General features: G+C 61.5%; 16 protein-coding genes and 2 pseudogenes. 9 read left to right on the forward strand and 9 right to left on the reverse strand.

What is annotated here, in order from left to right; translation table 11 throughout:
• Positions 1-5 precede the first annotated feature (5 nt).
• From XM1_RS11915 to XM1_RS11925, 3 genes are all read right to left on the reverse strand, one after another.
• Positions 6-2879 (reverse strand): chemotaxis protein CheB, encoded by a 2874-nt coding sequence (locus tag XM1_RS11915; RefSeq protein WP_068433678.1) that lies wholly within the window; start codon positions 2877-2879, stop codon positions 6-8.
• Positions 2880-2930: 51 nt separating this feature from the next.
• The gene (locus XM1_RS11920; RefSeq protein ID WP_231920483.1) at positions 2931-4148 is read right to left on the reverse strand and encodes an ATP-binding protein; all 1218 of its coding nucleotides are present in this window, start codon (positions 4146-4148) and stop codon (positions 2931-2933) included.
• Positions 4149-4216: 68 nt separating this feature from the next.
• Entirely contained in the window at positions 4217-4762 is a 546-nt protein-coding gene (locus XM1_RS11925) for a hypothetical protein (RefSeq protein ID WP_068433680.1), read from the reverse strand.
• Between the two features lie 521 nt (positions 4763-5283).
• On the opposite strand from XM1_RS11925, the gene XM1_RS11930 reads away from it, so the two are divergent.
• From XM1_RS11930 to XM1_RS24550, 3 genes are read left to right on the forward strand one after another with little or no spacing between them, the layout of a single operon-like run.
• The gene (locus tag XM1_RS11930) at positions 5284-5493 is read left to right on the forward strand and encodes a hypothetical protein (RefSeq protein WP_043745183.1); all 210 of its coding nucleotides are present in this window, start codon (positions 5284-5286) and stop codon (positions 5491-5493) included.
• Positions 5494-5519: 26 nt separating this feature from the next.
• Positions 5520-5747, forward strand: coding sequence for a hypothetical protein (locus XM1_RS11935; RefSeq protein ID WP_068433682.1), 228 nt, complete (start codon positions 5520-5522; stop codon positions 5745-5747).
• Between the two features lie 2 nt (positions 5748-5749).
• Positions 5750-5905 (forward strand): hypothetical protein, encoded by a 156-nt coding sequence (locus XM1_RS24550; protein ID WP_172821916.1) that lies wholly within the window; start codon positions 5750-5752, stop codon positions 5903-5905.
• Positions 5906-5913: 8 nt separating this feature from the next.
• On the opposite strand, the gene XM1_RS25285 is transcribed toward XM1_RS24550, so the two are convergent.
• From XM1_RS25285 to XM1_RS11950, 5 genes and pseudogenes are all read right to left on the reverse strand, one after another.
• Complete coding sequence (locus XM1_RS25285) at positions 5914-6387, reverse strand: DUF4070 domain-containing protein (RefSeq protein WP_369816050.1); 474 nt, start codon at positions 6385-6387, stop codon at positions 5914-5916.
• A 39-nt stretch (positions 6388-6426) separates the two neighbouring features.
• Positions 6427-6741, reverse strand: a pseudogene (locus XM1_RS25290) (radical SAM protein); the annotation flags it as partial.
• Between the two features lie 115 nt (positions 6742-6856).
• A pseudogene (locus XM1_RS25295) lies at positions 6857-6970 on the reverse strand (phage integrase Arm DNA-binding domain-containing protein); the annotation flags it as partial.
• A complete protein-coding gene (locus XM1_RS11945) occupies positions 6951-7262 on the reverse strand; it encodes an excisionase (RefSeq protein ID WP_197603073.1) in 312 nt (103 codons plus the stop codon). The pseudogene XM1_RS25295 and the gene XM1_RS11945, both read right to left, overlap by 20 nt.
• A gap of 511 nt (positions 7263-7773) precedes the next feature.
• Positions 7774-7992, reverse strand: coding sequence for a helix-turn-helix domain-containing protein (locus XM1_RS11950; protein ID WP_068433685.1), 219 nt, complete (start codon positions 7990-7992; stop codon positions 7774-7776).
• Between the two features lie 74 nt (positions 7993-8066).
• Between XM1_RS11950 and XM1_RS11955 the strand changes: the two genes are divergently transcribed.
• Genes XM1_RS11955 through XM1_RS11965 form a run of 3 tightly spaced genes read left to right on the forward strand, consistent with a single transcriptional unit; the run spans position 8067 to position 9367 of the window.
• Positions 8067-8720: a hypothetical protein gene (locus tag XM1_RS11955; protein WP_068433687.1), complete on the forward strand. Its 654-nt coding sequence runs from the start codon at positions 8067-8069 to the stop codon at positions 8718-8720.
• Positions 8721-8756: 36 nt separating this feature from the next.
• A complete protein-coding gene (locus tag XM1_RS11960; RefSeq protein ID WP_068433689.1) occupies positions 8757-9113 on the forward strand; it encodes a hypothetical protein in 357 nt (118 codons plus the stop codon).
• Complete coding sequence (locus tag XM1_RS11965) at positions 9113-9367, forward strand: hypothetical protein (protein ID WP_068433691.1); 255 nt, start codon at positions 9113-9115, stop codon at positions 9365-9367. Before XM1_RS11960 ends, XM1_RS11965 begins: the two co-directional genes overlap by 1 nt.
• On the opposite strand, the gene XM1_RS11970 is transcribed toward XM1_RS11965, so the two are convergent.
• Entirely contained in the window at positions 9364-10005 is a 642-nt protein-coding gene (locus XM1_RS11970; RefSeq protein ID WP_068433693.1) for a recombinase family protein, read from the reverse strand. The two genes, XM1_RS11965 and XM1_RS11970, sit on opposite strands and share 4 nt — an antisense overlap.
• Positions 10006-11102: 1097 nt before the next feature.
• On the opposite strand from XM1_RS11970, the gene XM1_RS11975 reads away from it, so the two are divergent.
• The 3 genes from XM1_RS11975 (at position 11103) to XM1_RS11985 (ending at position 14018) form a co-directional block, all read left to right on the forward strand.
• Positions 11103-12710 (forward strand): PAS domain S-box protein, encoded by a 1608-nt coding sequence (locus XM1_RS11975; RefSeq protein WP_068433696.1) that lies wholly within the window; start codon positions 11103-11105, stop codon positions 12708-12710.
• Positions 12707-13351 (forward strand): response regulator transcription factor, encoded by a 645-nt coding sequence (locus XM1_RS11980; RefSeq protein ID WP_068433698.1) that lies wholly within the window; start codon positions 12707-12709, stop codon positions 13349-13351. Before XM1_RS11975 ends, XM1_RS11980 begins: the two co-directional genes overlap by 4 nt.
• A 145-nt stretch (positions 13352-13496) precedes the next feature.
• Positions 13497-14018: a hypothetical protein gene (locus XM1_RS11985; RefSeq protein WP_068433700.1), complete on the forward strand. Its 522-nt coding sequence runs from the start codon at positions 13497-13499 to the stop codon at positions 14016-14018.
• Positions 14019-14063: the final 45 nt, after the last annotated feature.

The raw sequence follows: 14063 nt of genomic DNA on the forward strand, positions 1-14063 counted from the left end.
GGCGGTTATCCGGCGGCGTTCTCCTCGAACGTCAGCAGGATCAGCGGCTTGCCGCTGGTCTTGCAGACGATCTGCCGGCCGCTCAGCCGCATCTTGTAGTGATCCAGCAAGAAGCCGTCGAAGCTCTGCCGGTTGGGCAGGATGGTTTCGAGCTGGTCCCGCAGGGCCGGGGTGTCCCAGGTGTTGTGCCCCAGGGCGTAGACCGACCGCCCCCGCGTCTCCGCCGGCGAGACGTTGAATCCGCGATAGAACGAATTGCTGGCGAAGATGACGGTGAAGGCGCCGTCCAACACCAGCAGGGGCTTGTCCACCGCATCGACGATGCTATCGGCGATGTCGCGGCCCTCCTGCTCGGCCTGTTCGGCGGCGACCCGGGCGCTGACATTGGAAAAGGTGATCACCACGCCGTCGATGACGTTGTCCAGGGTGCGGTAGGGCTGGATACGGGTGAGATACCAGTCGCCGCCGATGGTGCGCACCTCCCGTTCAAAGGGGATCAGGGAGTCGATCACCTTCTGCGCCTGGGCCAGCAAATCGTCGCCGTCCAGGTCGGATTTGATGTCGCCCAAGGGGCGCCCCACGTCGGTGGTGACCAGACGGTAAACCTTGGCCGCCTCGCGCGTGAAGCGGCGGATGGCCAGGCGGTCGTCGAGGAAGATGGTGCCGACATTGATGTTGTCGAGCAGGTTCTTCATGTCGTTTTGCATGCCGGCCAGTTGCTCGATCTTGGCCTGCAGCTCGGCGTTGACGGTGATCAGCTCTTCGTTGACCGACTGCAGCTCCTCCTTGGAGGTTTCCAATTCCTCGTTGGTGGATTGCAGTTCCTCGTTGGTGGATTGCAGCTCCTCGTTGGCGGATTTCAGCTCCTCGTTGGAGGATTGCTGTTCCTCGATAGTGGCCTGGAGGTTTTCCCTGGTGTAGGCCAGATCGCGCTCCAGTTCCTCGATGCGCTCGCGGTCGGCGGAGCCGGGGGCGCGGCGACGGCGCGCCGGCTTTCCGGGATCAGAGACCGGCAGATCCTGGAAGCTGATCAGCACCAGCCCCAGACCGGGCTCGGGATCCGGCAGCGGCCTGACGCCCAGCCGGACGCGGCGGACCTCCTCGCCGACCAGGAACGACACCTCCCGCTCCAGGGTCGGCGTGCCGTGGCTGACCGCCTGGCCCAGTGCGCTCCGCAGTTCGAGCTGCAAGCCTTCATGGGCCATCTCCACGGCGTTCAGCGTCGCCTGTCCGGGCGGGGGGCGCAGATAGCGGCTGGTGTCGCCATGGACATAGAGAATGTCACCCTTGCTGTCGGTCATCACCGAGACCGGGGCGAAGGACTGGACCAGCGCCCGGCGGGTCATTTCGGCGATGTTGCTGTCCTTGGTCTTGGTCATCACTTCCACGGGGGGGCTGCGGGTGGCGTCGGTGGTCCAGGCGAGACCGCTGGCCATCATCGCCCGGGTCGAGACGAGGGATGGAGCTGTCCGGTAGAACTTCCACTTTCGGTTCAAGGGCGAAAACAGCTCGGTATGGCCGCCTATGCTCTCGGACGGCGACAGGAACAGCACGCCGCCGGGCCTGAGCGCGTAGTGAAAGGCGGGGATCAGGCGGCCTTGCAGGTCGGCTTCCAGATAGATCATCAGGTTACGGCAACTGACCAGATCCATCCGGGTGAAAGGCGGGTCCTTGATGACGTTCTGGATGGCGAACACCACCATCTCGCGGATGTCCTTCCTCACCCGGTAGCCGTTCTCCTCCTTGACGAAGAAGCGGCGCAGCCGTTCGGGCGAGACGTCCTGGGTAATGTTGACGGGGTAAAAGCCCGTGCGCGCCGTGGCGATGGCGTCGTCGTCGAGATCGGTGCTGTAGATCTGAGCCTTCAGTTCACGACCGGATTCCTCCATGACCTCGCGCAGGACCATGGCGATGGAATAGGCCTCCTCGCCGGTGGCACAGCCGGCGACCCATAGCCGGGCCACGTAATCGTCGGGCTTGCCGGCCAGGATCTGCGGCAGGATGTCCTTTTTCAGGATGGCGAAGGCTTCGGGGTCGCGGAAGAAGCTGGTGACGTTGATCAGCAACTCCTTGAACAGGGTCTGGATCTCGGCGGGATGCGCCTTGAGATAACGGGCATAAACCTCAATGTCCTCGATATCGTGCTGGGCCATGCGCCGCTCGATGCGCCGGCCGATGGTGCTTTTCTTGTAGCCGGAAAAGTCGTGCCCGGTACCCGAGCGCAGCAGCATCATGATCCTGTTCATGCCGCCGATGGTCGCCGGGGCAGACGAAATCTCGGCATGGTGGCGACGATTGGCCTGCAAGATGGCGGGCATCCGCTCGGGCGCCAGCACATGGGTGGCGAAGCCGGCCTGAATGGCGCTGAGCGGCATGCCGTCGTATTGGGCGGTGGCCGGGTCCTGCACCAGGCTGATGCCGCCGGCCCCCAGAATGGAGCGCAGGCCCAGGGTGCCGTCCGAGCCGGTGCCCGACAGGACGATGCCGATGGCGTGTTCGCCCCGATCCTCGGCCAGCGAACGCAGGAAGGCGTCGATGGGCATGCGCTGGCCGCGCGGCTGTTCCGGCAGGCTCAGTTGCAGGCGCCCCTGCAACAGGGTCATGTCGCGATTGGGCGGGATGACGTGGACCCGGTTGGCCTCCACCTTCATCTGGTCGGCGGCCTCGACCACCGGCATGGCGGTGGTCCGCTGCAGAATCTCGGTCAGGATGCTGGTGTGGCTGGGGTCGAGATGGGAGACCAGAACGAAGCCCATGCCGGTATCGGCCGGCAAATTGCGAAAGAAGGCCTCGAACGCCTCCAGGCCGCCGGCCGACCCCCCCAGACCGACAATGGACAGTTCGGCCGCGGGGGGCTGAGGCAAGGTCTTGCTCGTCACCGGAAATACTCCTGAGCCCTGGCGGGATTGCGTGCCCTTGGCGCAGGTGCGTCAGGGGTCCGGTGCCGTGAAGAAAAACGTGCTGCCCGCCCCGGGGGTCGATTCCACCCAGATGCGACCGCCATGATGTTCGACGATCTTCTTGCAGACGGCAAGGCCGATACCGGTGCCTCCGTACCGGTCGCGGGTATGGAGGCGGCGAAAAACGGCGAATATCTGCTCGAAATAGGCCGGGTCGATTCCGATGCCGTTGTCGCTGACGGAAAACTCCCATTGATGCCCGTCGCGGCGGGCGGTGACGGTGACCTTGGGCGGTCGGCCCGGGTCGTGATACTTAAGGGCGTTACCGATCAGGTTTTGCATCAGCCGGACGAACTGGTGGCGATCGTAGACGATCTCCGGCAGACCGGCATGACCGATCTCGGCGGCGGATTCCGCGATGGCCTGGGATAGGCTGAACTTGGCGTCCTCCACCGCCTTGCCGCTGTCGAACGGCTCCCGCTCTCCTCCCATGCGGTCGACCCGCGAGAATTCCAGCAGGTCGGTGATCATGGCCTGCATCCTGGCGCCGGCATCGACCATAAAACCGATGAAGGTATGGGCGTCGTCGTCCAGTCGGTCCTGGTACTTCTTTTCCAGCAGTTGGCCATAGCTGACCACCATGCGCAGCGGTTCCTGCAAGTCGTGGGAGGCCACGTAGGCGAATTGCTCGAGGTCCCGGTTCGAGGCTCGCAGTCTCTCGTTAGCCCGCAGCAGCGCCTCGCGGGTATCGGCCAGTTCCGTCTCGGCACGCTTGCGCGCGGTGATATCGGTCAGAGCGACGCGCAGGACCGGGGCAGCATCCTGTTCCTGCAACTGGCAATCGAGATGGACGCTGAAGTTGCTGCCGTCCGCCCGCAGAAGGGCAAGCTCGCATTCGTGCCGGCCTGAATGGTTGAGGGCATGCGCCAGATGCCGATGCCAGCGGTCATGGTCGGCGCCAGCGACGAAGGCGTCGAAGCGCTGGGCAATCACCCCGGCGCGCTCCACTCCCAGCAAGGCCGCGCCGGTCAGATTGATCTGGGTAATTACGCCGACACGGGACAGGATCAGATAGCCGACCGGAGCGAATTCAAAGAGATCGACATAGCGGTCGCGGGATTCTTCCAGGGCCAGTTGGGCCCGCCGCAATTCGTCGTTCTGCATCTCCAGTTCGATCTGGTGGACGCGGAGTTCGTGGAGCAGGTGTTCTGGTGACGGCGGCGTTTCGTCGCCAGGGTTCTGGTTCATCAAAGCCCCTTTCCACCCAAAGACATAGTCTACACGACTTCGTGCCAATGGATTAAAGAGTCTAGCCGTTAAGGCGAAATATCCGCCAGAAGTTTATCAATTCGGGCGTTTGCCAGCTTCCGGGCCGCTTGAATCTTCCGCCTTGCGGCCATGTCCCCCCGCCGCAAGGTCATGGCGGCATCGTCCGCGGCATCCAACACCACGCTGGCGGCCAAACTGGATTCGGGGCGGCAAGCTTCGACGCCTCCTCTCAGGGCGTCTAAGGCGAGTCCTGCATCATTCTGGGTCTTCAAGGACACTCCAACTGCCAGGATATGGATTTGCTCCAAGGTGGCATTGCCGGCGGCCTCCAATTTGTCGGCTCCCGCATCCGCTTCAAGGCGAAGAATCTGATCAAGGGGAGGCGCGGCTGTGGCGGCAATGGTCCACAACCTCTCCTTAATGGCCTGCGTCCCGGCCGACAGATGCGTGCAGGCCATGGAGCAGAGGGCCCCGATACGCTCGACGGTGGCATCCACATCATCGTTAAAGTCTGAGGCCAGCAGATGAGCCATGGCGATGCGACCCTGCGCGTTCCCGGCAATCGGCTTGAGGTCCGGAGGGGAATTGGGCATCTGGTACTCCTGCCTTACTTCAGGATGTCGGCCGGCCCCTGGCGCAGATGCGGGTGATGTCCCACCGGCAAATCTAGTCCTGGGCGATCTTCCGGTTGATGGCGATTGCGGAATGCCCCCCTCAGACTCAGGCTGATCGGAATGCATCCCGGATTCATCGCCGCACCTCCCACCAGGGAACACGCCTACTGGGATGGTATTGCATAATAAATAAAATACAATACGCGCTGCGCGTTATCACAAATACCCATAAATAGGTACCTAAAATAACCTGTCTTTATTGACGATTAATTCGGCGCATATCAATTGTGATATTATTATTTGCCATTATATATATTACACCGACGCCGCAAGCGCCGGCGGAGGATGACAGCATGAATTGCTCACAATCAAAAGCCTGCCATTTCATAAGCGAATGGATGGTTCCGCCACTACTGATCCCACTGGCCCTGATTCTCATGATCGCGATCTGGGTCGCCGTGCGCCCCCATCTGGGCTGAGCCGCAACCGGAGTGCCAAGCATGACCGTCAATACGATGGCCTTTCCTGTCTCCCCCGGAATCGAGGGGATGAATACGCTGGCCGTGTTCCTCAACGCCTCGCATCCCGCGGGGGGATGGCATTTCGGCCGCGGTACCCGCTTCGACCAGGCCATGGTGGACATCGACTTCGACGATCCCGCCGACTTGGCCCCTGCGTGGCGGAGCTATTGCAGCACCCGGGCTCCATGAACCGGGATCAGCGGAAGGGAACGCCCATGTCCGAGAGCACGCTCTTCCAACTCAGCCGCATCTATGCCGGCGGTTGGCTGGCGGGACGAAAATGCCCCGACACCGATCCGGCCGACATGGATTCCGTGGCGGATCGCCTCAATCCATACCAAGCGCCCGCCGAACGTCAGCGTTGGAACCGGGGATTCAAGGATGCGGTATTGCGCATCCAGGGTATCCGGGTGAAATCCCTTGACCGGCTTGTAGGAGAATAAAGATGGCAAAAAGTCAGAAACGTAGCGGTCGCGAGCCCAAAAAGCCAAAGACCGCAGTAAAAAAGGCTTCGCAAGCGGCATCGCTCTTTACCGACGACAGCCGTATGGGTAAGAAGCCGCCCCGCGTCACCGGCCCGCCGCCGCCAAAGCCGGAATAAGCCCGGATTCAGTCCGCCTCCCGCCGCCGGGTGGCGCCAGTCAGGTGCCGCTCGGCGAATGCTTTCATGGACAGGCCGATGATCCAGTCGGAAATGACCATGGGAATGCGTGACGGCGTGAGGAAGGGGAAGCTGCGCACGAACGGCACCAGGGTAGAAAGCCCCCCCGACAGGATGCCCCTGACCAGCAGGCGGACGACGATACCGACCCGCTGGCCCATGGGATAGCCGCTGCCATAGACCGGGACACGCAGATACGCCGCCTTGTTGCGGATACGCCGCCCGATTTCCGGGCCGGTGAGCAGGCGGCCGTAAAGCATCTGATAGCCCGCCGCCATGGCTTCGGCGCTCATGCATTTCGGCACGATATTGGTGGTCAGGCTGGTGTTGTCCGAATGTCTTGCGACGGGCAGCAGGCGGCCTTCGCGCTCCATTCGCAGGTGCAGGGGAGTCCGTGGCAGGGCCATGAGCAGGCCGATCATGGCCGACTGGATTCCCGCCTCGGTGATGAAGCGATACTGATGCTCGAAGGTATCCAGGGTGTCGTGGTCGAAGCCGATGATGAAGCCGCCCAGCACGTCGATGCCATGGGCGTAGATGCGCCGGACCGCCGTCAGGGTGTCTTCCCGCAGGTTCTGGGTCTTGCCGGTCTCCTTGAGGCCCACCGGATCGGTGGTCTCGATACCGATGAACACCCAGCCGAAATTGGCGGCGCTGAACAACTCCAGCAATTCGTCGTCCTGGGCCATGTTGAGCGACGCCTCGGTGCCGAAGCTGAACATGTAGCCGTGACGCTGCTGGTACTCGGCCAGGAAGCGCAGCAGGTCCTTGGCCTCCTTCGGATTGCCGACCGTTTCCTTTGACGCGGTCGATCAGACGAGGAGATGTCTCAAGGCCGGCTATGTAGAGGTTCGCCTCAATGGCTTCCTGCACCGCCATGGCCTTGTCGCGGCCAAGGCCATGGGTCTTGCCGTCGACGGGGTTACGCCACCAGAAGTAACCCCGCCGTTCATACAGGTTTACGGGTAGTCCGCGCTTGCGGATGCTACGCCTTCGCCCGTTCACTGATCAGCCTCGAAACAAGACCAGTCCGGATGCTTTGGGGGCTGGCATCGGGCCGAATTTGGGTTCTCGGCGACACGTAGACCGCCTCGCGGTCAACGAAGTAGCTCCGCCCGTGTTTCTCGGGGATGGGGTAGATACGGCCATCCCGCGCCCAGCTCCGCAGCGTCGTGATGCTCGGCGCCATGTCGCCATAGGTCACGGCGGCCCACTGCTCAAGCGTGGTCATCCGCCCCAGGCGGGGCGAGCCCGCACCCTGGCGGGGTTCTGAATTGTGATGGTCCCAGGTCTTCATCGTTCACCTGCCGAATAATGTTCATGGTCTCTCATGCTCCCGTCGACGCAAGGGGACGCCCTTTGGCGGGCATCCACCCGGATCGACTTGACGACAAGGCAATAGCCTTCTTACCCGGAGCCCCATTGCTTGGGCTTCGGGCGGACACGTTGACGATCAACGGTAGGATTGGGCGAGCCGCCCCTGCCTGCTGCGGCCGAGGATCGGTGGTCACCCTGGGGTCAGGGAGCACTCCGGACCCGAGGAATCGGTACGAAACCGCCTCATGGGACAGAGCAGGGATTTGGACGGAGTCCGGGGGCCGTGGCGGGATAGGCCTCCCGCAAAGGCTTTGCTTGTCGTCTACGGCATTATTGCCACAGACCTTCGGGGATCACCCGGTAGGGGCTGCGTTTGGCTGTAACAGCCGAGGCGCAAAGCTCAACCTCTCGAAAAATACTCTCTTGCCGACCGGCTGGCGGTCAAGTCGAAATTTTTCTGGCGCCGACAACCTCCCAATTCGGAGCAGTTGTCATCCCCGATCCGGCCTCTTCAGGAACTCGCCCGGATCCGCCTCCAGAACCTCGGCCAACCGGCCGATTATCTTGAGGCTGGCGTAGTACTTCCCCTTCTCAAGCTGGCTCAGATAGCTGCGGCTCACCCCCGCGTCATAGGCGAGTTCATCCTGCGACAGGCCCTTGGCGTGCCGTAATCGACGCAAGTTGGTGGCGAACAGCTCCCGAAGATCCATGCGGGAAGCAAGCCAGCTTGCTCGAAAATTACACCTCGATATACTGAACAATCGTAATCATCGAGACGCCTGCCATGAGCCTGTCCACCCCGAAAGAAACACCAGCCGTCCCCCAGGACCCTGCCCTGTGGTTTCTGAAGGGCGTGGAATTCTGGGAAATCCGTGGTGTCGTGCTCTCCAGCGAGAAGTGCTCCGAATCCCACGTCCACGGATTTGGCGGCGGCGGCGGGATCGGGACGGACGCCAACGGCTGCGTCTATGGCTCCGTCGATCCGGTGGAAATCAACACGACCATCAACCGTTCCCAGGAGTTCTGGCTGCGGGATGAATCCGGTCGGGAAGTTCATTTCGAACTGGGGGACTGGTCCGTTCCCCTGCGCCCGGACCAAACCGTCTCGGTCCTATGCGCACGGCGAAAGCACCGGTGGTGCCTGGCAGGCATCTGCAACCATACGGCCAGCACCCATCACTCCAACCCGAATGCCCTCGCGCTTTTCGCGCCGGTACCACGGTTCATTCCCTGGATTGACGGCGAACGGGCCATCGCGGTGGTTACCGGCCTGTTCCTCGCCCTGATGTTCCTTACTGGATCCCACTGGATGGTGGTGGAGGGCATCGTATTCGGCCCATGGCTCGCCGGATGGCTCATCGTGGGGCAGCACCGAAGGTCTTTCCGGAACGCGCTCCACAACCGCGCTCGAACGCTCATGGATTTCGCCGCTGGATGAATGGGGCGCCCGAAAGAAAGAAGCTGGGGGAGTGCAATGCGTTCCATTATGCAGATAATTGTTAAATACATCGCTCCCTGGTTTTGGGTGACGACCTATTTCCCCAGGGTGATTCTGCGAGGAGCATCTAGATTTTTGTTTAATGTTTTTGTTGGTGGAAATCTCGTTCTGAGCATCATCCTGATGGCGACGGTCTTTCCGTACTGTGTAGTCGCACTATTTTTCGCCCGAGACACAACGCCATATTGGAACGGAATTGGCTTTTCCCTGTTCACCGTTGCGTGGACTCTCATTGTATTTGCCGTCGTCCGCGTGCTTGCGAAAATGCGGGATCGCGCCCGAGGCGCCATCGACGACTTTTGCCGCAGAAACCAGACAGGTCAGCAGCCCTGATGGATTGGCTGGCCAAGGCCACTACAGGCGCAGCAAGGCCGACAGACAACGAGGCGATCCGGATCATGTCCATACGACAGCAATTGGTCGCCTACCTGGTAAGCCTGCTGGGGTGGGGTATCGGCTTCCCGCTTCTGGCCCATGCCGTCCTGGCTCCCAGTTGGTTGGAACTGGTCGCGGGTCTTCTGACCGTGGCAGCTTTCCAGGGCGGAGCCCTCTGCCTGTTCTGCCTGAACAGACAAACCGCAGCTTAGGCCCGCGCCAGCAGGTTCCGCACAGTCGTCGCCTGCCACTCCCGGCCATGGGATGTCTTGATGCCTCGCTCGTTCAGGCGGCGGGCAATCTCCCGCAGCCCCAGTCCCTGCGACGCCAGCCCAGTAACCATCGGCAACACCGTTGCGGCAAACTGGTCCGCTTTCGCGATTAGACGCGCCGTAGCGGCCTTTCGGGCCGTTTTGCCATCAGGATTGCCCAAACGAGTTCCCCGAGCCTTGGCGGCCGCCAGAGCGGCTTTTGTCCGCTGAGAGATCATGTCCCTCTCGTGTTCCGCCACCGCCGCCAGGATGTGGAGCGTCAGGCGATTGGCTTCTGGCATGTCGCATGCGATGAAGTCCACCCGGCTGTCCATCAGGTTGGCGATAAAAGCGACGTTACGCGCCAAGCGATCAAGGCGGGCAATGACCAATGTGGCGCGATGCCTTGCAGCCACGTCCAGAGCCGCCCGCAATTGGGGGCGATCCGCCTTGCTCCCGGACTCGATTTCGGTGAATTCGCCCACGATCTCACCGCGCCCCGTAACGAACCGGGTTACGGTGGAACGCTGGGCGTCTAAGCCCAGCCCAGAGCGCCCCTGGCGGTCAGTGGACACACGGAAATACGCAACGAACTTCATGGCGTTAAACTCCTAAACGGACGATTAGAAGCTTAACGCCGGTCGTCTTCGATGCACGTCGGCGCCGGCCCATCGGGTGCCGTTGCATCCGAGGCGCGATATGGGACCATGTGGGGAGTGGCTCCATGAGCCCTCCTGCCCACCTCTTCCAGCGAAGAGCGGCGATCGTTGGTACAGAGCACAGGGGGCGGCCACCGCTCCCATAAGGCCCAGCATCCCCAGCCAGTGTCCCGGCCAGTTCCCCTGCCAGTTTTGAACCGCCCTACCGCCGCGACCGCCTCCCCTCATTCCCCGGCCAGTATCGACACACCTCCCCAGTCCCCGGCCACTTGCAGGTGACGCCCCCCTGCAACCGAGATCCGTCGCGGACAGGCGCGATTCGCAACGGCGACGTTTTCACCCCCTCGGGCACTATCCTTGTCTTGTAGCGCCCGTGACCCCACGGGCACTAGGAGAGTTTATGAGCCCTTGGAAAGGTCAGACCCCACCCCACGGGCACTATAATAAATATAATGATTCATAGTGCCCGTGGGTCAGACGGCGCAGCATGGAGAGGGCAACTTGACGGTTTGTGAGCACTGTCAAGTTCAAGAACATCACCCATTACGACGCAGACCCCACCCCACGGGCAGTATACATAGTGCCCGTGGGGTGGGGTCTGCATTTTTGGCACCACGCCTAGACTTGACGGAACCGTCAATTTCCCAAGAATGTTCCCATTATGAACTTGGCGAAACCGTCAACTCGAATATCTCACAGATCAATAACTTTCTGAATTATATATGTTTTCTGAAACCAACAAGGGTTGACGGTTCATAGAACACTTATAAATAAGCTTGCCGAGCCCCCCTCAACAGATCGGATCTCATGGTTTGAAAAAGTGACAGCCCGAAAGGCCCTTATGGGCCGATTGCGGAAGGGCGGCTATCGGGTCCAGACTAGGTAAAGCCGACAACGTCGGCATGGTATTCTAGGCATCGCCGATGCCCATGCGCCCTTTGGTCGGACAACCATGGCTCCCTTCCTGCGATTCATTGCTACCCGGTAAGAATGGCAATAGCCTAGTTTGGATCGGGCACGGAGCAGAGGTTCATATCATGACCATGAGGCCCGGCTCTTCCAAAGAAGATCAATCTCACGACGCGCGTCGTGCGAAGGCCGAGGTGCAGGCTCGTCGGAATCAGGGGGAGAGCGATCTTCTCCACGAACTCCGCGTCCACCAGATCGAGTTGGAGATGCAGAACGAGGAACTGCGTCGGGTTCAATTGGAACTGGAGGAATCACGGGACCGATATATCGATCTCTACGAATTCGCTCCGGTCGGTTACGTGACGCTGAGTTCGTCCGGCCATATCGAATCAGCCAACCTGACCCTCTCTTCAATGCTGGGCTTCGAGCGCGCCGGCTTGCTGAAATTACGGTTCAGCGCCCTGGTGCTGGAAGCAAGCGGCGATGATTGGCATCGTTTCATGGTGGCCATTCTGAACGACCAGGAGGATCGCCATCGAACAACCGACATTCGGCTTCGGCGCCGGGACGAGGGCACAATCGAGGCACGTCTGGATTGCCGACGCGTCCCGAATGTCGTCCATGGTGCGATGGTTCGGGTCGCCATAACCGATATCACCCAGGTCAAGCAGGCCGAAATCGCGCTGCAAGCCAGCGAGAAGCGTTATAGCCTGCTCGCCGCGTCAACTTTCGAAGGTATTGTCATCTCCGCCAAGGGGCGCATCGTCGATGTGAACGAGCGGTTGGTCGAAATGATCGGCTTTCCACGAGCAGAGTTGATCGGCCGACCGGTGGCGGAGTTGATCTCGGACGAGGATTATGACCGTGTCATGGACAATATCCATCGTGGAGATGAAAGCCATATCGAGCACGGCATGGTCCGCAAGGATAGTTCCCGGATCGAGGTCGAGGCCCATGGCCAGCCATTCAGCGACAATGGTCGGGCTTTTCGTCTCACGGCGCTGCGCGACATCACGGCACGGAGGGAGGACGAAGCTGCGGCTCGTATTGCCCTGCATATGGAACATCTCCGCAATCTGGCGATCGAGGCCACGCTTTCCGAAGAGCGGGAACGCCATTCCATCGCCAAGGACCTTCACGACGGCCTGGGACAGACTCTGCATCTGGCCCGGTTCAAACTGGACCGGCTGGTGAAGGCTCTGCCGCAGGAGCTCCCCGCCGCTACCTTGGTGCATGAGCTGATCGGCCTTCTCTCCGAGGCTAGCGGTGAGGTGCGCTCGCTGACATCCAAACTCAGTCCCCCGGCGCTCAAGGACTTGGGATTGGTGCCGGCCATATCGTGGCTGGCGGACGAAATGGGGCGGCGCCACGAGTTGCAGGTCGTTGTGGAAGACGACGGCGTCCCGAAGCCCCTCACCGAAGGACAGTCAACCCTTCTGTTCCGGGCTGTGCGCGAACTTGTCATCAACATCGCCAAACACGCGGGCGTGGGCGCCGCCCGGATTGGACTTCGTGTTTGCAATAGCCGCCTCATCATAACGGTCGCGGACAAGGGCGTCGGATTTACCGACTGGCGAGCAACCCTTGAAGCCCGGCGTGGTTTCGGACTGTCCAGCGTGCGAGAGCGCATCACCTTCCTCAAGGGAGCCATGGACATCCAAACTCGCACGGGCGAGGGAACCACCGTCGTGCTGGAGATGCCGTTGGACTCCATGCCCACGGAGATGCAGCCATGACCATCCGCGTCATGTTGGTGGACGACCACCGCATGTTCCGAGAGGCGCTTCGGGTGCCGCTGGAAGCCGAGCCGGACATAGAGATTGTCGCCGAGGCTAATTCCGGTGCCGATACCTTGGCTTCCCTTGATTTGACGTGTCCTGACGTTCTGGTTCTCGATATCGGCCTGCCGGACCTCAACGGTATCGAGGTGGCTCGTACGGCGATCAGGCGGCATCCCGACTTGCGTGTCGTCGCCCTGTCGGGCTTTGCCGACCGCATCTATATCGAGGAGATGCTGAAGGCGGGCGCCCATGGTTACGTGGTCAAGTCGGCCGGAGCCGATGAGTTGGTTTCCGCCATCCGCGCCGTGGCGGGGGGCCGCAGCTTCCTCTCCCCGGAAGCGACCCAGGTCATGCTCCGCCATATCCAGCCGGATGCAGACACCGTCGCGCCGCCGCCCAGCGTGCTGGGCAAGCGGGAACGGGAGGTGTTGGTTCTGCTGGCAGGCGGCCTGCGCTCCGCCGAGATTGCCGCCAGCCTCGGCATTGCCGTGGCAACGGTGGAGGTCCATCGTCGCAATATCAAGCAGAAGCTCGGGATGAATCGTACCGCCGACTTGATCCGCTATGCCGTTCACGAGGGGCTGATTTCCTCCTGATTGGGTCATCGGTGTCCCGGAAGCCTACCGGTTTTAAGGTAGTTGCCGTGCGTATAACCGGGAATTGTTCTGTCTGCAATGTTGCTCTACCTTTGACCGGTAATGACCGGAAAATGCCGGCGAGCCGCACCCGGGAGGCAGGACGATGGCTCCAGCACTCATGCAGACCCGCCCGAGCCTGTCGGAATTCTGCATCGCCGCCCTGATGGAGGCCGCCGACGGCATCGAGGCAGCCAACGACACGGCCGCCTTCAAGGACGCGTTGAACGCCAATTTCCGTGTGTGGCTTGTGGTCCGTGAATGCGGCGTCGGCAATGGTTGGGCTGTTCCGACGTCCCGCGAGGCCGAATTCGTTATTCAGGGCTCGTCGGGCCAAGGTCGCGGCGTCAACGATGACGATATCGGCGCCATCATTGCGATCAACAGGCGGGTGGCTCATGGCTTGGCGGCAGGCGGCGACATCGCGCGCATCCGTACCAGGGCCGTGTTGGCCTACCGCGAGGGCGGCGGCGGCGGGGGATTCGCCCCCTGGATGGTGGGGCAAATATACGAAAAGGGTTGTCTCAGATCGGCTTTCGATCCGACTTCGGAGCACGGGAGGCTCCGCCCTATCATCCGCGCCGCCGCCGTGAGCTTTATCCGTGAGGCCGAACAACCGGGGCCCTGACGGACTAAATGCTTTCCAGGCCGGGCACACCGTTCCTTGGCATGC

This window comes from Magnetospirillum sp. XM-1 (assembly GCF_001511835.1).
In the GTDB taxonomy this organism is placed as follows: Bacteria; Pseudomonadota; Alphaproteobacteria; order Rhodospirillales; family Magnetospirillaceae; genus Phaeospirillum.